Origin of the sequence: Bdellovibrio sp. HCB337, from assembly GCF_047302465.1 — a bacterium.
GTDB lineage: Bacteria > Bdellovibrionota > Bdellovibrionia > Bdellovibrionales > Bdellovibrionaceae > JACMRP01.
Genome location: NZ_CP178621.1, coordinates 1,757,761 through 1,775,919, shown reverse-complemented (window position 1 = coordinate 1,775,919; position 18,159 = coordinate 1,757,761). Strand labels below are relative to the sequence as shown.

The 18,159-nt window shown below is 45.4% G+C and carries 17 protein-coding genes; 7 read left to right on the top strand and 10 right to left on the bottom strand.

Annotation, left to right across the window (positions count from 1 at the left end):
• Positions 1 to 54 precede the first annotated feature (54 nt).
• Positions 55 to 1,401: a hypothetical protein gene (locus tag ACLWBB_RS08605; RefSeq protein WP_413291216.1), complete on the top strand. Its 1,347-nt coding sequence runs from the start codon at positions 55 to 57 to the stop codon at positions 1,399 to 1,401.
• Here ACLWBB_RS08605 and ACLWBB_RS08600 read toward each other — a convergent pair.
• Genes ACLWBB_RS08600 through ACLWBB_RS08585 form a run of 4 tightly spaced genes read right to left on the bottom strand, consistent with a single transcriptional unit; the run spans position 1,398 to position 5,761 of the window.
• On the bottom strand, positions 1,398 to 2,192 hold the full coding sequence (locus ACLWBB_RS08600; protein ID WP_413291215.1) for a VTC domain-containing protein: 795 nt from the start codon (positions 2,190 to 2,192) through the stop codon (positions 1,398 to 1,400). The two genes, ACLWBB_RS08605 and ACLWBB_RS08600, sit on opposite strands and share 4 nt — an antisense overlap.
• Positions 2,189 to 3,340, bottom strand: a complete 1,152-nt coding sequence (locus tag ACLWBB_RS08595; RefSeq protein ID WP_413291214.1) for a hypothetical protein — start codon at positions 3,338 to 3,340, stop codon at positions 2,189 to 2,191. The genes ACLWBB_RS08600 and ACLWBB_RS08595 overlap by 4 nt, the downstream gene beginning before the upstream one ends.
• Positions 3,331 to 5,076, bottom strand: coding sequence for an HlyD family secretion protein (locus ACLWBB_RS08590; RefSeq protein WP_413291213.1), 1,746 nt, complete (start codon positions 5,074 to 5,076; stop codon positions 3,331 to 3,333). Before ACLWBB_RS08590 ends, ACLWBB_RS08595 begins: the two co-directional genes overlap by 10 nt.
• 1 nt (position 5,077) lies before the next feature.
• Positions 5,078 to 5,761, bottom strand: a complete 684-nt coding sequence (locus ACLWBB_RS08585; RefSeq protein WP_413291212.1) for a DUF4956 domain-containing protein — start codon at positions 5,759 to 5,761, stop codon at positions 5,078 to 5,080.
• 228 nt (positions 5,762 to 5,989) lie between these two features.
• Here ACLWBB_RS08585 and ACLWBB_RS08580 point away from each other — a divergent pair, with 228 nt between their 5' ends.
• The 3 genes from ACLWBB_RS08580 (at position 5,990) to ACLWBB_RS08570 (ending at position 8,222) form a co-directional block, all read left to right on the top strand.
• Entirely contained in the window at positions 5,990 to 6,268 is a 279-nt protein-coding gene (locus ACLWBB_RS08580; RefSeq protein ID WP_413291211.1) for a hypothetical protein, read from the top strand.
• A 181-nt stretch (positions 6,269 to 6,449) separates the two neighbouring features.
• Positions 6,450 to 7,265, top strand: coding sequence for a hypothetical protein (locus ACLWBB_RS08575; protein WP_413291210.1), 816 nt, complete (start codon positions 6,450 to 6,452; stop codon positions 7,263 to 7,265).
• 264 nt (positions 7,266 to 7,529) lie between these two features.
• Positions 7,530 to 8,222: a substrate-binding periplasmic protein gene (locus ACLWBB_RS08570; RefSeq protein WP_413291209.1), complete on the top strand. Its 693-nt coding sequence runs from the start codon at positions 7,530 to 7,532 to the stop codon at positions 8,220 to 8,222.
• A gap of 24 nt (positions 8,223 to 8,246) precedes the next feature.
• Here ACLWBB_RS08570 and torT read toward each other — a convergent pair whose 3' ends face one another.
• Positions 8,247 to 9,227: a TMAO reductase system periplasmic protein TorT gene (torT, locus tag ACLWBB_RS08565; RefSeq protein ID WP_413291208.1), complete on the bottom strand. Its 981-nt coding sequence runs from the start codon at positions 9,225 to 9,227 to the stop codon at positions 8,247 to 8,249.
• An 82-nt stretch (positions 9,228 to 9,309) separates the two neighbouring features.
• Here torT and ACLWBB_RS08560 point away from each other — a divergent pair, with 82 nt between their 5' ends.
• Complete coding sequence (locus ACLWBB_RS08560; RefSeq protein ID WP_413291207.1) at positions 9,310 to 10,608, top strand: MFS transporter; 1,299 nt, start codon at positions 9,310 to 9,312, stop codon at positions 10,606 to 10,608.
• Positions 10,609 to 10,612: 4 nt separating this feature from the next.
• Here the strand turns inward: ACLWBB_RS08560 and ACLWBB_RS08555 are convergent, their stop codons facing one another.
• The 5 genes from ACLWBB_RS08555 to pheS all read right to left on the bottom strand — a co-directional run bounded on the left by ACLWBB_RS08555 (position 10,613) and on the right by pheS (position 16,156).
• A complete protein-coding gene (locus tag ACLWBB_RS08555) occupies positions 10,613 to 11,617 on the bottom strand; it encodes a DUF4421 family protein (RefSeq protein ID WP_413291206.1) in 1,005 nt (334 codons plus the stop codon).
• Between the two features lie 127 nt (positions 11,618 to 11,744).
• Positions 11,745 to 12,281 (bottom strand): MerR family transcriptional regulator, encoded by a 537-nt coding sequence (locus ACLWBB_RS08550; RefSeq protein WP_413291205.1) that lies wholly within the window; start codon positions 12,279 to 12,281, stop codon positions 11,745 to 11,747.
• Positions 12,265 to 12,585, bottom strand: coding sequence for an integration host factor subunit alpha (locus tag ACLWBB_RS08545; RefSeq protein WP_413291595.1), 321 nt, complete (start codon positions 12,583 to 12,585; stop codon positions 12,265 to 12,267). The genes ACLWBB_RS08550 and ACLWBB_RS08545 overlap by 17 nt, the downstream gene beginning before the upstream one ends.
• 110 nt (positions 12,586 to 12,695) lie before the next feature.
• The gene (gene pheT, locus ACLWBB_RS08540; protein WP_413291204.1) at positions 12,696 to 15,134 is read right to left on the bottom strand and encodes a phenylalanine--tRNA ligase subunit beta; all 2,439 of its coding nucleotides are present in this window, start codon (positions 15,132 to 15,134) and stop codon (positions 12,696 to 12,698) included.
• The gene (gene pheS, locus ACLWBB_RS08535) at positions 15,131 to 16,156 is read right to left on the bottom strand and encodes a phenylalanine--tRNA ligase subunit alpha (RefSeq protein ID WP_413291203.1); all 1,026 of its coding nucleotides are present in this window, start codon (positions 16,154 to 16,156) and stop codon (positions 15,131 to 15,133) included. The genes pheT and pheS overlap by 4 nt, the downstream gene beginning before the upstream one ends.
• 109 nt (positions 16,157 to 16,265) lie before the next feature.
• On the opposite strand from pheS, the gene ACLWBB_RS08530 reads away from it, so the two are divergent.
• Both ACLWBB_RS08530 and ACLWBB_RS08525 read left to right on the top strand, forming a co-directional pair.
• Positions 16,266 to 17,168, top strand: coding sequence for a 16S rRNA (guanine(527)-N(7))-methyltransferase RsmG (locus tag ACLWBB_RS08530; protein ID WP_413291202.1), 903 nt, complete (start codon positions 16,266 to 16,268; stop codon positions 17,166 to 17,168).
• Complete coding sequence (locus tag ACLWBB_RS08525) at positions 17,168 to 17,917, top strand: TrmH family RNA methyltransferase (protein ID WP_413291201.1); 750 nt, start codon at positions 17,168 to 17,170, stop codon at positions 17,915 to 17,917. The genes ACLWBB_RS08530 and ACLWBB_RS08525 overlap by 1 nt, the downstream gene beginning before the upstream one ends.
• Positions 17,918 to 18,159 lie beyond the last annotated feature (242 nt).

Genomic DNA, 18,159 nt, shown 5'->3' with positions numbered 1-18,159 from the left:
TCTTTGAAAATAGACTGTGTCACTTAAAACATCTTGTATATTTAGAGGTGACCCATGAAAGCATTGATCGTTCTTTTACTTACGAGCTCCGTATCCCAGGCTCTTAATTTAAACCAGCTGCAAGGCGGATCAAGACAACAATACCGTTCTCCGAATGGTTTGACGGAAGTCTGCATTATCCCTAAGCGTTGGCCAAGTGCCTACTACCGCGACAGTGATCGCGAGAAAGAAGCCGAACTGTGCGGATATGATTTCTATAGCAATGTCGGAATTTGTCCCAAGTACAACTCGACCAATCCAGCGATTCTGCTACTAAAGCCAAATAACGAGTACAGCAAACAGGCCATTGATGCCTCGAGCTGTAACGTCGACAAGATGTCAGTGTCCACCGAAGCGAAGTTTAAACAAAGTATTAGCTGTTCGCACACACCTTCGATCCTGGCTTACTATCAGATCTCGCGCATTCTCGGAGATGCCGGGCGAGTTCCCGTCGCCGTTGTGCGATCGATGGATCGCAAGGTTCATTCTCAGCTGACCCAGAAAGCCAACAAAGCGCTGAGCGGCTCGTCTGACACCATCGCAAAAACCTGGGAACAATTTTCGAGAGTACACCGCCACCCTGATGACTATCCAGATATTGTCGACGCTTCTGAAAGTCAAATTTACGGAGCCCTCAGTGATAATATTAAAAACGAGGAAAAGTATACTGATGTCAGTGGCAAGGGCAGCTATGACTCTCGCTATACCCGCTTTTTAAGCCAACCCCCTTTTCAACGAGTCTCTAGTTCCGCAAGTGTGCGCGAACTCGTCGGCTCTAGCGAGTTCTCGAAAGTGGCACAGACTGTAACGCAAATGAAAGATGTCGGTGACATGATCGTCCTAGATACGCTTTTGAATCAGCAAGACCGCATTGGAAATATCCATTATCGTTTTTACTGGTACTCTTTGAATCCACAAAAGCCTGGAAAAATTGAAAGAACAAAATCGAAAGCCAAATGGAAAGACAGCCGTTTGATTGTCCCTCCTGAAGAAACAAAAGCTATGAGCGGAAGAACTGCGGTGCTTATTAAAGAAATGCTTCTCAGAGACAACGATTGTGGTGTCAATAAAAGCAATATGATGAGAGCTATCAGTGCCTTAGAAAAGGTTCGCCATGTCAGTTATCTGACTTACTATCAGCTCTTAAACTTCGAGAAATCTCTGGCAAGCTCGTCGGCGAAAGACTACTTTACAAGCGAGCTCCTGTTCTCGTCCAGCGAATTTAAATCTTTGCGCGAGAATGCGGCAAAAGCGAAAGACATTCTAAAATCCAATTGCCGCGCAGGACGTCTTAAGTTCGACGTCGACCTTGCGGACTACATGCCCGGGGCAAGCATTCCTCAACGCTCGTGCGAGATTTAGGGATTTAAGTACAAAGTTCCCGACTGTAAAAGGTCGGGACTTCCCAAATGGGTTGCCATTGAATTTCCAAATTTCGAGAAGGACCCCGAAAGCAATTCGAATCTTTGGATAAGATCAATCATCCATAGCGGAATCTTCTTTTCACACTTCAACTCAAGAATGACGTTTTCGCCGGCCGATTCGAAAGAGTCCGGGTGATCATAGTGACATAACAGGCGCTCTTGGGGCTTTACACACCATTCGTTTTGTTCCTGATAACGAAGGTCCCGATCAAAAGTAACCCGCGCATAATCGTCTACATGAGAGATATAAGCCTTGCGTCGATACTGAGTCAGTATCAGGGGCTCCACATTATAGGTCATCTTCATAAAAAGAAAATCCTGCAGATTCGCCAAAGAGTCCGGCTCGAGATTCTCGGGAACTCTTCCCCAATCTAGAATGTCGGCCCAATTCTCAGTGGAGACTTTTGCTCTTTTCTTTCTTACGAACTCGCGAATTTTATATTTGATCTCAAAAAAGTAAGGAGGCTTGGGAGAATCCCCATATGAGCGAACACGCATATTAAAATTGAATGCGCCCGCCATCTCTTTAAAACGCAATAGATAAAGATTGGGAGTATCCAAATAAAGACTATTGATTGTGTAGTAGCGATCTGGGGAAATTTGCGAGTAGTAATCCATATAGCAATAAGCTTCGACAAATTTCGAGATAGGCTCGACCATCTCAACCGGAATCAGGTACTTGAGCTCATAGCGCTCAAGCGCCAGGGGCGAAACCGGTGTCCCATTCATAAGATCGCCTTCTTACTGCGACTGAGATGGTTTATACCGGGTTCTTTCGAAAGCACTTCACTCTCGACCAAGTATTCTAGGTACTGATTTAAAATGGATTGTCGTTGATTTAGAAGTTCCAGCTTTTCTTTCTCGCTGGTGATTTTAGTTTGCATATTCACCAGAGGGTCCAAAGATTTTGACTTCGCAGCGACGACCTGATTCGTTCTTGCAAGTTTATAGAGTTCAATCGAGTTTAATATTTGAAAACGCAGTACTTGCAATCGATCCGAGGTATTCTCAAGGTCCCTTTGCTTGAGAGCAATCTTCAGAATCAGTTCATTTTGCTTCTGCTTAGCCCAGTCGTCGGATCCCAAAGGAGGAAGGAAAATTGTAAGGCCAACTTCTACGACGTGCTCATCTTTTTTGGCTGTCTGAGAAACATCAAAACTCTTAAACCATTGGTTTTCACGACCCTTCACGATCTTGAGTTCTTGATCCAATTGCCATATTTCCTCTTTAGCCAGCTTACCTGACAAAGTCTGAGTGACCTTTTCGTGCTCTTTAAGGCTCTTGGCAACATCATCGACCTCGATGAGGTCTAAATCTTCAATTTCGGTCGATTCTGGTTCTAACGACCAACGATCGAGGCGCTTTTTAAGCACCTGTCGTTCTGCAAGCAATAAGGACTGACTTCGTTTCAATCTTAGAAACTCATCTTTGGCCTCTAAAAATGCTTTCGTACTGGTTTTCACTGCTCGCAAAGCCAAGGTCTGAGCTTGTAAGTTTTTTTCTGCAGCTTCGATAAAATTATTTAATAATTTGAGCTTTTGGCCGCCTAATACGTACCCCAATAAAACATTGTAGCGGTCACGCAAAGCCCAAGCTAAAGAGCTCTCTTTTAGAATTTGATGAGTGTCGGTCTGTGAGCTTCCGGATCGCCATTCGGGATAGGACTTCATATTAAACTTAAGTCCTACTTCAGTTTCCGAATTTCCATTACGTTCATGCGAATAAAAGGCTTCCACACTGCGAAAGGGATTCTTGGAGTCTGTTTCTTGAATATCTTCATGGGCCAGATAGGTTTTATCGGTCCATGCAGTTTTAAGCACTTGTTCTGGAGTCAGAGCAAATGCCGGATTGAAAAACAAAATCAATGCTAGAAGCACTCTGACTCCTTTTTCATACCCGAGAGGGTCAGAGTGGTTAGATAATTGTTTACTCCGCCTTCAAAGACGCCATAAATCTGCTGGGAACACGGCAAAAAGGCCAAGGCCTCAAGATGTTTGCGGTCAAATTCTTGAATAAGACTGACGGCACCACTTTGCGCATCCCATTTCCAGATAGCGCTACCTTCTTTACCTCGAAACGAGGATGCCAAATAAATATCATCACCCACAAAAATCATATCCGTGACCGCAATTTCAATACTCTTATCAGGCAACGACAGCTGTAGTTTTAAGGCAGCACTGACATCTTCCGAACTTAAATCTTTGCCCTCAAAAAGACGCTCAAAGTTTTTAACTTTTAGGATCACGATTTCTTTAGTCGTGGTATTTTGATTTTTCAAAGCCAAATAGAGGTCGCTGCCTTTAATGGCATGGCCTTCAATTTCAAGGTCATTTCCAAGAGAGATGCCTCTTGCTTTCTCTAGAAACTCCCGGAGATCGACTTGCGCATCCAGTTTGAAATTCATATCGCTGCGCTGAGCACGTGCCAGAATCTGCCTGTTCTTTTTTATCTTTCCCTTTTTGGTCGGCGACAACGAGCTTAACAAATACAATTTGTTGTTCCGATACGAAACGGACTCGATGTCCTCCATTTTGTCTAAGGAATCAATCGCCAGCATTTGCTTTTGAACTTTTCCTGGGATTGTCATCAATAACAGGTCTGGCTTGTCTTTAGGGTAATCATCAGAAACCATCACAAATTGTTTTAACTCTGGGATATAAACCAGCCCTGAAATCTCGGGTTGAAATCTTTCCGTGATGCTTTCCGGAAACTCTAACTTCACAGGCTCCGAGGTCGTCTTCCCATCTCGGCGCTTGGTTTCATCAGCCTGAGCCATCGGCATCCATGAACCGTTCCACGCTTTGCGAACGCTAACCTTCTCACCTAACAAAAACTCGTTAGCAGCCGGAATTTGCACAACGACTTCCCGTCCCCAGGCCGCCAGCGACTGAATTCGCAAGAGTCTTTCCGGGATCGGTACAATACGCGCCCCAAGACTAATCACTTGCCCTTGAATCACTTTTCCATTCACCCCAGCCACTTCGACCCTTTGCCCAACTTCAAGACTGGTGTGCAGGTTCTCGTTAATAAAACCATTCACGTAAGTGGGATTTAGTGGAAGTAACGTCACGATGGCTGCAAACGAAGGAACTTTTTCTCCGGCCTTAAAGTTTACGGCCCCAACGCGACCTTGAACTTCGGCAAAGACAAAAAGATTTTTTAAGCGCGCTTCCACAATACGAATTTCTCTTTGTGTATCAATCCACTCAGTCTTTAAAGGGTCTGCTCCGGCCGGCATCGCCTCGACATCACTTGCCAGACTAGATATTTGATCCCGAAGTTTAATTTCCGCAGAAAGCCTGTCATATCGGGACTTAAGAGTATTTAATTGAGTTTCAAGATCTGATTGATTGAGTTCTAAAAGCAGGTCGCCTTTTTTTACTGTTTGCCCCGGCATCACGTGGACCTGCTGAATCGTCACAGGACTGTCGAAATTGACCTGATATTCACGGGACTCGGCGACACCTAAGATACTGACGGAGTCCGAACTTAAAATAAATCCCAAAGACAAAATTAACAGCACGCCTACGGCCCATGCTAAAAAAAGACGACGATTGTCAGGACCGACAAGATCCTGTTCAAGACTGCGAAGACGAAATTTCCATGAAGACACTCTACACCTCAATCACCGATTCTTGGTTCATGAAGTTGAGTCCGCGAACACTTTGGATTTTACCCAAAGCCTCAACTAAGTCCGCAGAACTCGTCTGCGGCTTTAAACGAATTTGATAAGAGAAATCCAAACGTTCGCCCTGCCCCATCTCTCGAATCGTGGCCAAAGCAAAATGCCGGCAGGTCCCTGATAAAATGTTTTCGACAACTTTCTGATCTTCTGACAAACGTGACAGATTTAACCGCAGCAGTCCATCAAACTGAGGCCCCGCGGTAAATGTCGTGCCCTGCAAAACCAACAGGGCTGCGATAAAACTGCCGGTTCCAAGAATCGCAATGCCGTAAGCATGCACTCCACAAGATAGCCCGATGGTTAAGGCCGCAAAAATAAAAAACATGTCTCTTGGATCTTTCACATTGGTACGAAAGCGCAACAACGACAAGGCCCCGATCATTCCGATCCCACGCGCCACGTTGTCACCGATCGCTTGCATTGCAATTGCGATCACAATTGGAAGCAATACCAGTCCATGCAAAAAATTGAGTGAATAAGACAGCCCGCGGAAGGTTTTCACGTAACTCAGGGCAAGCACTGTTCCTAAAACGAAACTCAAAACAAATGCGTAAACCGCAGAGATCCACGTGGGGTTTAAAAACGAAGAATTGAGAATTGAAAAATCCAGCATGTTGCTTTTTTAGAGCAACAGGAGGCATTTGCAAGAATAAACAGGCACTTGACGATTTCGTCGACGATTCACCTCACCGAATGGAAGAGGGAACAAAACGGAACTATGCATGAGGAGTAATCCCGCAAAATGTAACATCGGGGAGCATTCATTTCTCAGCTTCTGGTGTCGTGCATAGACATCACCATAAGCGATTGATATCGAATCGCCATAGACAAAGGAGACCCCATGAAAACAATTATTTTTTCATTCGTATTGGTTCTTGCTAATTCTGCATTCGCAAACTGCGTATCTGAAATGATGCCTAAAGCTCACGGAAACCGTGACCTTGCTCAGCAAATGTGCCGCACAGCTGAAAAAGCTTGCAACATCTCTGAAATCATCAAAGCGCATCCTGGCATCAACTACTCACAAGCTTGGGACTATTGCGCAAAATCTGCAGCTGCTGAACAAATCACTGAGTGCATGGCACAAGGTAACAGCTACTCTACTTGTCAGCAAAACTAGTTTTTCGTTCTATGAATGTTGTAAAGACCCGGCCTCATAAGACCGGGTCTTTTTTTTTGCCCTACTACTGGATAGAAACAAGTGTCTTAAAGTATGACACTATGACCAAATACGCGCAGAAATTATTTCAAAATATGCAGAGATCCCCCTAAGAAAACCCCAAAAATGATACTTATTTCCTATGAAACACCTGGTAGGACTTTTCATTTTTTGGATTGCATTAAGCGCGATGGCTGCGACTCTCGTGAATCCACAAAATGATCCTGACGTAGCCCCGCATATAAAGCGCGGGTTTTTCGAACTGCCCGCCGGTAGCCAATTGCCAATGTCTGGAATGACACTCGAATTCGCGCAAGAAATTCGTAACGACTTTCTAACTTTCGCCAAAAAAAGCTTCCCAAAAAATGACCGTGAACTTTTAATCGATCTTCAATGGGACAACCCTTTCTACTCTGCAAATGCACGCTATAAACCTGAAGGCTTGGTCATCGCAGTCTGGGGAGGTTTCTTAAGAGCTCCGGGTTTAACGCCCGCGATCCTGGCTTATACTTTCTGTCACGAACTTGGACATCTTGTCGGTGGAGAACCAAAGCAGACCAATGAACGAGGCGAAAATGTCTCTACAGAAGGTGTCTCGGATTTGTTTGCGGCACTTCGCTGTACCGACCGCTTCCTGCAAGAGTACCCGGCCTATCAGCCCTCAACGTCGAAGGACGTGGCTCAAGCTTGCGAAGGCCATAAGAGTTGCGAGCTTTCTCTGCAAGCGGGTTTCGAGTCCTTCCGTTTCTTGCAGAAATGGGGATACGAATCTTACGAGCCCGTGGTTTTAAACTTCGTTTCTCCGGAAGCTACAGAGTTTATTCCAAATACCTATCCTTCCAACCAATGTCGCATGGAAACGGTTCTACAAGGGGCTGTCTGCCTTAAGAACGGCAAAATAAGCGACTGCACTCCGCCGCCCTGCTGGTGGCCTCGCGGTCTGAAGTATCCCCAATAAACGTTAGTTATCTAAACACTCCTTAGGTCTGTGCTCTGTAGAGTTTTCGACCACTTTCTTTTGATATCCGTGGCACCTGACATATTCTATGCTGAAGGCGCGTGGAATTCTCTGTAACTGGAACAACCCCTCGATCTGAGACAAAGTAAACTATGGATCAAGGCGCCTAGGAAAGCCGCGAAAGGGTGTTTAGTGAAGGCCAAGCTGTTCATAGGGTCGCTACTGACCTTGCTTTTGATAACTCAAGCGTCACCTGCTTCTGAGGTGACCGCTTCACCCCGGTTAAAAGTAATAACCGAGGAATGGCCTCCTTTTAATTACAGCGAAAACGGTGAGATCAAAGGCTTTGCGACGGAAGTCATGAAGCTTGTGATGAAGGAATTGGACGTAAACTATAAAATCGACATCCTGCCCGAGTCTCGCGGCATGAATACTTTGAATAAAGGCACCCGCGTTCTATTCTTTTCATTCATTATGACGCCAGAACGCAAATCGCTGTACAAGTGGATCGGTCCTATTGGTGATCAAGCGATTCACTTCTACAAAAGAAAAGACAGTCATTTACAAATCAAGAGTCTGGAAGATGCAAAAAAAGTCGGAAGCATTTGCTGCCGAAACATGGGATTGGTCTATACCACTTTAAAAAAGGCAGGTTTTAAGAATCTCGACGTCGGGTCCAATCCTGAAGGAAGTTACCTTAAGGCAATTCATGGTCGTTGTGATTTGGCCATCGGAGAAACAGATTTAGGTGTTGCTTACTGGCTGAAAAAGTCAAACTACTCTCCAAGCTTGCTAGAGCAAACTCCTGTGAAGGTGACGGACTCACCGCTTTATTTCGTTGTCAGTAAGGATGTTCCAGATGAAGAAGTATTACGCTGGCAACAGGCTTTAGAAAAAGTGAAATCGTCCAAGGAATACTCGAAACTATATAAAGCTTATCGAGAAGACTCGAAATAATATAAGTCGACTGAGGTTCCAGAGCTATTTCTTATTCTTGCTAGGTTTCAATATGTTGGAATCAAAGAAGAAACCACTTTTTGGAAGAGACTCTTCAAGGTTGCTGTTCTCAAGACTTTCTTTGGTTTGGACGTCAAGCTCGCGTTGAAATTGGCTCTGACTCAGTTTCTTTTCAACTGCTTCAATGGCCAGATCAATACTCTTTCGCGCCAGAGTCACAGGTTTCTCTGTGGATGTCGCAAGAATCTTGCCCTCTTTGACTGCAGCAACGATTTCGTCTGTTTCATAGGTCGAAATGATGTATGGAGCTCGTTTGATTTTTTTAAACTCGAAAAGTCTACTCGCTGCCAATGCAGCGACCCCGTTGGCGACAATATAGTCTGCATGCACTTTTTCGACAAAAAAACCCCGTACCAAACTCATCTGCTGATAAATACCCGTATCATCGAATCCACCAAATGAGATCCGCACATTTTTATTTTTCATTTTTGCACGAAAACCAGCATAGGTATCTTCCGACCAGCCGGCCCCTTTCGGTCCTGGAAACACGACAATGCTGATAGGCATTGGCACCTTATTGGTTTTTGCATGTTGCAGGATGAAGTCGAAAATCTTATCCGTCACTTTCAGATAATTCACCGTGGATTTAGCAACGACAGCTGAGGAATTCACGCCATTCACAAGGTCAACAACTGGTATATTAGCGACGCGCACCTCTTCCAAAACGCTCGCAAGTCCATCGCGGGAAATCCCGCCCAAAATGATAGCATCAAAATTTTCGGTCTTACATTGCAGAATCTGCTTCTTCTGTTGCTCCAGGAAGCTATAACCGTCCGCCAGTAAAATTTCGATTTTCACATTCTTCTTTTCCGCCTCATCTTTAAGTCCATAAGCTACAGCCCACCAATAACGGTCCTTCGCATGAGGAAGAGCCACGCAGAATCTCCACGGCTTTTCTGCCGCATACAAGGGCACCACCATAAGCAGGGCTAAGAGAATATTCATCTTTCTATTTTAACGCCCTTAATGCCCCGCGGATGTTAAAGAATTTATGCTTTCTGACACGATTGGTGTTACATCTTTTTTTATGAAACTTACTTTGCCACGAAAACTTCTTCTAGGGCGCCTTCTGACCCGCTCTGGAGATCAAGCCTGGGATTTTGCTGTTCCCTTGATTTTGCTTAAAATTTTTCCTGACCAGATTCGCATCGCTGCACTTTACTATTTCTTGGTAAAGCTCTTAAATGTTCTATTGCTTCCGAAAGTAGCGTCCTTAATAGATCGCATGAGCCGTCAGAAGACCGCAAATCTCGGCATCTTTCTGCAACTCGCAGGTGTTTTAATCGGCACGAGTTCCATAACCTATCTTTCAATTCTAAACTCATCTGGAAATTTATGGAGCGACTCAACCTCATCTATGATGTTTGTGTTTCTGGTCCTTGGCGGGCTTCTAAGCAGTAGCGGCTCGTCGTTCATGGATATTGCGATCTCGAGTGACCTGGTACCATCGAGTCTTCAGCCGCAAGACCTGTCGCAATTTAACAGCCGCCTTCAACAAGTAGACCTCTTTACAGAGGTCACTGCCCCCGTCCTTGCGGGCCTTTTGCTTCTTATCGACCAACCTACATATTTGACCGGTTTCTTTTTGGTCGCGCTGTGGAATGTTCTGTCATTCTTCCCCGAACTTGGATTACTGCGCTCGATCTTTCAAGAACGTCCTGATCTGGTTAACAAACAGATAATTGCAGCGGCCGAAACCAAAGAATCTTTGTGGCACAAGTTAACAAGTGGATGGCGCGCATTCTTCAAAGAACCCGTGGCCCTTGTTGCCATTGCTTATGCGTGCCTCTGGTTGTCCGTTTTAAGCCCTCATGGCGTTCTTCTCTCGGGATATTTGAAGGATGCTTGGCAGCTTCCTGAATGGGCCATCGGGATCTTTCGCGGAGCTGGGGCTTTCTTCGGACTTGCCGCGACCTTTGTATTTCCACTCGTTGTAAAGAAAAAAGGACTACCAAAGGCCTCACAGGTTTTGATTATTTTCCAAAGCTGCGTGCTTTTGCTTGGACTAGTTTGTTTCTTTGCTTATCAGTCACTTTGGGGACAGGTTGGGTTTTTGGTTGCGATTCTTATTTCGCGCATTGGCCTTTATGGATTTAGCCTTGGAGAAATGCAAATTCGCCAAACGCATATCAATCCGGAGGTTCGTGGTCAGGTCAATGGGTTTGCGAGTGCTTTAACCGGAGTTGCAACGTTGTTGTTGTTTGGTGCTGGCACACTCATCCCAAAAACTTCGGACTTCCAGTATCTTGTTGTAGGATCTGTTGGTTTCGTTTGTCTTGGCGCTTTGATCTATAGCTTTTGGCTTCGAAGTCAGCAAAAGATCTAGAACACTAATCAAGCCACGCAGAAATCGGATTTAGGAAGGGAATATCCACTCCACCGAAACGATAGCCGTAATGCACCCAAGACTGATTCGAAGTAATTTGAAGGTCCATACTCGGCAGACTATAGGTGTAGCTATCTGTGGTCCCCTGAATTACAAAGTAATGCTTTTCGCCGTTGTAGCCCATCCCCACAATCGCGCTTGTCGCAACTACTGAAGCATAGCGGTTGTAGATAGCCTCTGCAGTTTCAAAACTTTGATTGGCCCAGCCATAACCGAAAAGTAACTGGCCGCCCATGTACCAATTCTTTCCAAAGACCCAATTGTAACCGCCGCCGCCAGATAGGCTTGCCTGCGACAATCTTCCAGATTGCAGATTCGCGAGCTCTCCATAATCTGCAGAGACATCGACCGGCAAAAGCCCGTCGGAACTAAAACGATGACTATGCAGCCCTAACGCTGCCAACCAAGCACCGCCACTTTCTTTTTGATGTCCAGCTTGGTCGTAAGCAACGCTCATTGAATATCGCTCGGGTTGAAAATTATAAATGAAGTTTGCACCATAGTGCTGGGTCTTCATCTCGGGTAAATGCATGTAATTGGGTGCCGGGTAACTTGGGTCAATCGCCAAGGTGTTACTGATGTAGTAGCCCTGATAAGCTTGATAAAAATACTGCTGAGTAATTTTCTTGCCGAAGAAATTTAGCTGAAAATCAACGCCTCTGGAATCCCCGTAAGACTCGACGTTATCGGCGGATTGTTTATTACTCCAGGAAAGATATGCTCCGAGATTACGATAACTCAGGGAAACAAAGTTTTTGGAAAGAGGCCCCGGAGAGTAATCAACGGGCGAGTCCTCATTCCCCACGGAGCTGTCGGTACCAAACCGTAAAGATGGCTGCATAATTCCAAATTTAAAATTGAGGGTATCCGCAGAGTCCGAAACCCACCGGGCATCATCTGCCAATGAAAAAAGCGGAAGACTCATTAATAGAGCGACAAGATTTCTCACGCCGAATTTCCTATAAGATTATTGTTAGAAACTGTTTTTTAAGTCCAAAGCCAAGGCGAGAGGAGGCGGCTGTACATAGCGTACAGCAACGACGAACAACGAAGGATTTGGAATTATAAAACAGTTTCTACTTAAATAATTGACGGGCTTTTCTAATATCCATGACCAAGTCCTCGAGACGGTCATGAACATTGTCCAAGCGATGAACCACTTGTGAGTAGTCCTTCTCTTTTTTCACGTGAGCTTTCAATTCTTTCAAAGCATTGCGCGCACCTTCGATCGAAAAGCGATCTCTGTGCAAAAGCTTACGGATCAAGAAGGCATTTTCAACGTCTTTACGAGTGTACATACGTTGGTTGTTAGAAGCTTTTTTAGGTTTCAAAAGATCAAACTCAGTTTCCCAGTATCTGAGAACATATTGTTTGATTCCCAACATGTCAGCGACATCCCCGATTTTAAAACCCATTTTATCAGGAATGGAATTGATCTCCTCGAGAAGCTTGTCATCACAAAGAGCCGCTGGAAGAGAAATAGGCTCTGAGCTTGTCAGAGGATTTTCAGGTGTATCGATAGGTGCTGAAGCTTCAACGTGCTCATCGCCCAATTGAAGTTCTAACTGATCGTTTCCACCCAGTTCAATTTCGTGACTAGTTGTCGTCATCATCGTCATCGTCCTTGAGATGTGCGTACTCCTCACCGTTGAGCATTGCCTTCAGCACTTGGCTGGGGCGGAAAGTAAGAACGTGACGAGCACTGATTGTGATTTGATCGCCAGTTTGAGGGTTACGTCCGATGCGCTCATTCTTGCCACGCACGACGAAGTTCCCAAAGCCAGAGATCTTAACTTTTTCACCGTTTTGTAAAACGTCTTTAAGAGTGTCAAATACCAACTCTACCAACTCAGAAGCTTCTTTCTTTGAGAAACCAATCTTCTGATAGACCTTTTCAACAATATCGGCCTTTGTCACAGTTGATTTACCTAAATTTTGGCCTGCCATACAGAAACCCACTCCTTGGAATCATTTCTTAAACTTAAATACTTTTTAAGGCTAACAAGTCTTTGAAAACAATCAAGAATTTATCTCATTGTTAACGCAAATTGCTTCTTCAAAGACTCTAAAATCTTATTACTTACCTCTACAACTTGATTATCTTGCAGTGTGGCATTTTTATCTTGGAAAGTAAGGCGTAGAGCCACGGACTTCTTACCCGCTTCCAACTTATCACCTTCGTACACGTCAAAGACATCCACATTGGTGAGGATGCCCCCACCTTGTTTACGGATCTCTTTAACGACTTCGCCCACCTTGATATTTTTCGCCATCACCAACGCAAAATCACGCTCGACTGCTGGGAATTTCGACAAGCTTTCAAAACGGTAAGGTCTTGGCTGTCCTTTGTAGAGCTGATCCATATCAAACTCACCCATGGCTGCAGGAACACGGATCTTATTGTCATCCAAAAGAACCGGATGAAGAGTCCCGATGTAACCCACTTTTTTGCCTTCAACTACGAGTTGAGCAAATTGCCCGCGATGCATAAACGCTGGCACTTCGCCTTTATCCGTTGGCACAACCCAGGTGTAAGAATTGATGTTCATATTCTTCAATAAAACTTCAACCGCTGCTTTAACTTCAAACACTAAAGGATGAGTCGCAGTTTGATTCCAAAGATTCGTACTATGTCCCCAAGCCATGAGCGCCATACGAGTGTTTTCTTTGTACAGATCACCGTCGCGATAGAAACATTGGCCGATTTCGTACAAACGCCCCAGATGATTTCCCTGATGGAAGTTGTTCGTAAGGTTTTTGAAAAGCGCTGTTGAAAGCGAACTTCTCATTGTATCCATTTCTTCATTTAATGGATTCAACACCTGGATACTTCTATCAGAAACTGGGAAGCCCGCCGCTTTCAAAGCTTCGATGCCACCCAAGAATTTTCTCTGAGTTTGCCCGCCCACAAAAGCATAGTTGAAAGCCTGAGAGAAACCCTGGCCACGCAACATTTGCGAAAGCTTCATGTTTAACATGAAGGTCTTATCGTGGATTGCCGGATTCTCGGCAAAAACAGGAAGACTCTCTGGGATGTTTTCATAGCCATGAAGTCTTGCGTACTCTTCAACCAAATCCATGTCTTGCTCAAGGTCAAACCGGAAGGTCGGAGGCAAAATGCTGTACTTGCCAGATCCACCCGTCACTTGGCATCCCAAGCGGCGCATGTAATCGGCAAATTTCGCTTCATCTGCTACGTAACCCATACGATCGCTGACAGTTTGTACCGCGATCTCGATAGGATTTTTCTTCACAGGATTTGGATAAAAGTCGTGGTGATCACCAAACGCAGTTCCGCCCGCAAGTTGCACGATCAAATCTGCAGCACGGTCCATCGCACGAACAGTGCCATCTGGATCCACACCACGGCTGAAGCGGTACGCAGAATCTGTTTCAATCCCGTGACCACGCGAAGCTTTACGCACAGCCATCGGTAAGAAGTAAGCAGCTTCAATAAAGATATCTGTCGTTGTCTCGCTCACGCCAGAATTCTGACCACCAACAACACCCGCCATCGCAACAGGGCGATTGGCATCGCGGATCATCAGCTCTGAACCCTTCAGAGTCACTTCCGTGCCATCCAAAGTTTTGAACTTTTCGCCGGCTTGAGCTTGGCTGACAACAATTTTTGAACCTTCAATAAATTTCGCATCAAATGCATGAAGCGGCTGACCAAGTTCCATCATCACGTAGTTCGTCACGTCCACCACATTGTTGATTGAATTCAAACCAACAGCTTCAAGACGTTTTACCAACCACTCAGGACTTGCTTGAACTCGCACGCCTTTTACAAATCGGCCCGCGTAACGAGGGCAAAGATCTGAGTTCTTCACCTCAAGACCAATTTGTTTTTTCGTTGAATCGCCAGACAAAACCAATTTGCTAGAAAGCGGCTTCAACTCACGTCCCAAGACGCATGCGATCTCGCGAGCCAAACCATAGTGACTGAGACAGTCTGCGCGGTTCGGAGTAACTTTAAGCTCAAAGATCACATCGTCATAACCACCGAACTCCGCAAAAGATTTTCCGACCGGAGCATCGGTTGGCAAAATCGCGATCCCGTCGCTCTCTTTTGCAAGCCCCAGCTCTTTGTAAGAGCAAAGCATTCCGCCAGATTCTACGTCGCGGACTTTCGCTTTCTTGATAACAAAATTCCCAGGAAGAACCGCACCTGGCAAAGCCACGATCACGCGGTCATTTGCTTTGTGGTTCTGAGCTCCACAGACGATTTGGTGAACAACACCTTCGCCCGTAGTTACTTTGCACAAAGAAAGTTTATCTGCATTCGGGTGTTTGTCTTTTTCAAGAATCAAACCTACCACGACATGCTGATAATCTTTTGCACGATTGATGGTTTCTTCCACTTCAAGCCCTGCGCGAGTGAGAAGTTCTCCCAACTCATCGGGCTTTTTCATGTAGTCATTGATATCAACAAAATCTTGAAGCCACTTTAGACTGATCTTCATGGTAAAAACTGCCTTACGAAACGAACATCATTTTCAGGGAATAAACGAATATCATCGATGCCGTATTTGATAATACCCATACGCTCGATACCAAATCCAAACGCAAAACCTTGCCACTCAGGGTAAGCGATCTTGGCGTTATGGAAAACTTTTGGATTGATCAAGCCACAACCGCCGATCTCGATCCAACCTGTTTGCTTGCAAAGACTGCAGCCTTTGCCTTTACAGATTGGGCAAGAGCAATCCACTTCTGCAGAAGGCTCTGTGAACGGGAAGAAGCTTGGACGGAAACGAGTTTTCAATCCAGGACCAAAGAACTCACGCACGAAGAAACTAATCGTGCCTTTCAAATCTGCCATAGAAACTTTGCGATCCACGCACATGCCTTCGATCTGATGGAAGTTCGGCAAGTGGGAAATATCGCTATCACAACGGAACACAGGACCTGTACCGACGATTCTGAGAGGTGGTTTTTCACTCTCAAGTGAATGAATTTGAATCGGGCTTGTGTGCGTTCTCAAAACGTGAGTCGGATCAATGAAGAATGTATCTTGCATATCACGCGCTGGGTGATCCGCTGGAATGTTCAGAGCTTCAAAGTTGTAATAATCTTTTTCAATGAGTGGGCCTGTGCGTACGCTGTAACCAATACGGGCCATGATGGCAAAAATCTCTTCGCTGACTTTGTAGACAGGGTGTTGATTCCCCGCCATACGAGTATAGCTTGGCAAAGTTAGATCGAGTTCTTCACTCGCCATCTTGCCTTCGATTTCGGCTTTCTTCAGAGCCTCTTCGGTTTCGGTGTAAACCTGCTCTAGCAGGCTCTTCACTTCATTTACCTTTTTTCCAAAAAGAGGCTTTTCCTCTTTCGGAAGACTTGCCATGTCCTTCATGATCTCAGTCAGGCTTCCGTTCTTTCCGAGGAACTGAACCTTCAGATCGTAGAGAGCTTTGGTATTCGTCGCGGCTTTAAATTGAGTTAAGGCGCTATCTTTAATCGCATCAAGTTTAGTCTGTGACATAGGCTCCATTGTATGTCTGAACCCTATAGTATTTTCAACGATTTAGCGCACTAACGTGATGCATAATTTTGCTTGACGGAAGCGCCCAAAAAGGCGACCTACTATGACCATGGCGCACAAAAATAAAACCAACTACAGCCCCTATAAGGCCCGTCAAGAAGCTCGTAACAAAGCCCTTGGCGCGAAAGCTCCAGTAGAGGCGCCCAAAGCCCTTCACGGCAAACACAAAAAGCCTGAATCCATTTACAGCATTAACGAAGCGAACGACCGTCTTGCTGATATTTTCCGCAATCATGGCTTTCAGTGCAGTCACGAAGAGCGCATGAAGCTGGCCCATTTCTATCGCCTGCTCATGGAGAACCAAGAAAAAGAAAACTTCACCCGCCTGCTCAAACTTCGCGACATCGCTATCAAACACTACATTGATTGCATGATCGTAGCAGACTTGGTCGACTTAAAATTTCCTCTGATGGACGTAGGGACTGGTCCGGGCTTCCCAGGCATTCCACTCAAAATTCGTTATCCCAATAAGAAAATCATCTTGGCAGAGGGCGTTCAACGCCGTGTAGAGTTCTTGAAACACGTCCGCGAAGAAATGAACTTGCAAGAACTCGACATCGTCGGGCGCAATATCAACAAGCACTTCGTCTATCCTGTGAATGGCGTTATTACTCGCGCCGTGGAAGATATCCGCAATACACTTGGCAATGTTTTGAATTGCTTGCAGCTTGGTGGTTGCGTGTACTTCATGAAAGGTCCTGGAGTGGATCCAGAGATCCCGATGGCTTTGAAAGAGTACGGCCAGTATTACCAACTAAAAAAAGATATTCCTTACTCTCTGCCTGAGACTCCGCACCAGCGTCGCTTAGTAATTTTCGAAAAGATCAAGCACGCGCCACTTCCTGAAGAGGATGAAGGCGAAGAACTTTTGATGGATGAGTTGTCTGGCGAAGAAAAACGCAGATGGAGCACTTTCGGCGTCACTGCGCCGAAACAAGGTGGAGTTCTATAATGACTGAAATTACATCTGCCTCGAATGAGCTTTTTAAAAACTGGAAAAATCTCGATACAGCGAAAGGCATTCGCAAGGCTGGCGCGTTTTTCCTGATGGGCGAAAAGCTGATTCAAGAATTTACCGCTAACAAAGATTTGCAAAAACGGTTCCCTGTTCAAGCCGAAATCGTGAGGGAAGACCTTCATCCAACGGGGCTTGCTGGCGCAAGATCCACATTCAAGTTGGCAAAGGGTCTTTTTAACGAGATCGACTTTGTCGGCACACATTACAACCTCTTGCTTTTGACACTTCCTGAAATCTCTAGCTTCAACAAAGATACACAGCCTACAGGACTAGAACTAATTTGCCCGCTTGGCGATCCAGGTAACCTTGGTGCTGTCATTCGCTCAGCCCTTGCGTTTGGCGCAAGTCGCGTTGTTCTTAGCGAAGAAGCAGCTTTCCCATTCTCTCCGAAGGTTGTGAAGGCATCTGCGGGTGCGGTCTTGCACATGCCGATCTCTCGTGGTGGCAACCTTCAAAGCTTTTCAGGTGGCGAGATCTATGCGCTTGATATGGTCGGAAGCGACATCGCTCAGTTTAAGTGGCCTAAGAACATGCGCCTACTTGTCGGCGAAGAAGGCTCGGGCCTGAAAGACATGAAGGGCTTGATGAAGCTCAAAATCAACACTGGAACCGTAGAGTCTTTGAACGCGACAGTTGCTGCCAGCATTGCGCTTTACAGCTATCGAAACGCCACTCAAAAATAGTCTTGAATAACACGGGCCGAGCCTTGTTTCCGCCCACTATTCTCAGAGTCCTACTCGGGACATTCACTGACGATATTCCAAACACTCCTCGCATTTTGCGTTACATGAGTAAAATTCTGAATTGACGTTCCTACGTTGTTCCGATTTTTTGTGAGTGAAACTCGTATAATCGCAGCCACAAAAACACTGTCTATTATTTTGACACCAATGATGGTACCGATCGAATACAAAATATAATTTCA

What these genes read in the sequence shown, in the direction of transcription:
- pheT (WP_413291204.1), bottom strand. Translation starts at nt 15,134, where the DNA reads ATGAAGATCAGTCTAAAGTGGCTTCAAGATTTTGTTGATATCAATGAC.
- ACLWBB_RS08525 (WP_413291201.1), top strand. Translation starts at nt 17,168, where the DNA reads ATGACTGAAATTACATCTGCCTCGAATGAGCTTTTTAAAAACTGGAAA.
- ACLWBB_RS08585 (WP_413291212.1), bottom strand. Translation starts at nt 5,761, where the DNA reads ATGCTGGATTTTTCAATTCTCAATTCTTCGTTTTTAAACCCCACGTGG.
- ACLWBB_RS08560 (WP_413291207.1), top strand. Translation starts at nt 9,310, where the DNA reads ATGAAACTTACTTTGCCACGAAAACTTCTTCTAGGGCGCCTTCTGACC.
- ACLWBB_RS08530 (WP_413291202.1), top strand. Translation starts at nt 16,266, where the DNA reads ATGGCGCACAAAAATAAAACCAACTACAGCCCCTATAAGGCCCGTCAA.
- ACLWBB_RS08575 (WP_413291210.1), top strand. Translation starts at nt 6,450, where the DNA reads ATGAAACACCTGGTAGGACTTTTCATTTTTTGGATTGCATTAAGCGCG.
- pheS (WP_413291203.1), bottom strand. Translation starts at nt 16,156, where the DNA reads ATGTCACAGACTAAACTTGATGCGATTAAAGATAGCGCCTTAACTCAA.
- ACLWBB_RS08600 (WP_413291215.1), bottom strand. Translation starts at nt 2,192, where the DNA reads ATGAATGGGACACCGGTTTCGCCCCTGGCGCTTGAGCGCTATGAGCTC.
- ACLWBB_RS08580 (WP_413291211.1), top strand. Translation starts at nt 5,990, where the DNA reads ATGAAAACAATTATTTTTTCATTCGTATTGGTTCTTGCTAATTCTGCA.
- ACLWBB_RS08550 (WP_413291205.1), bottom strand. Translation starts at nt 12,281, where the DNA reads ATGATGACGACAACTAGTCACGAAATTGAACTGGGTGGAAACGATCAG.
- torT (WP_413291208.1), bottom strand. Translation starts at nt 9,227, where the DNA reads ATGAATATTCTCTTAGCCCTGCTTATGGTGGTGCCCTTGTATGCGGCA.
- ACLWBB_RS08605 (WP_413291216.1), top strand. Translation starts at nt 55, where the DNA reads ATGAAAGCATTGATCGTTCTTTTACTTACGAGCTCCGTATCCCAGGCT.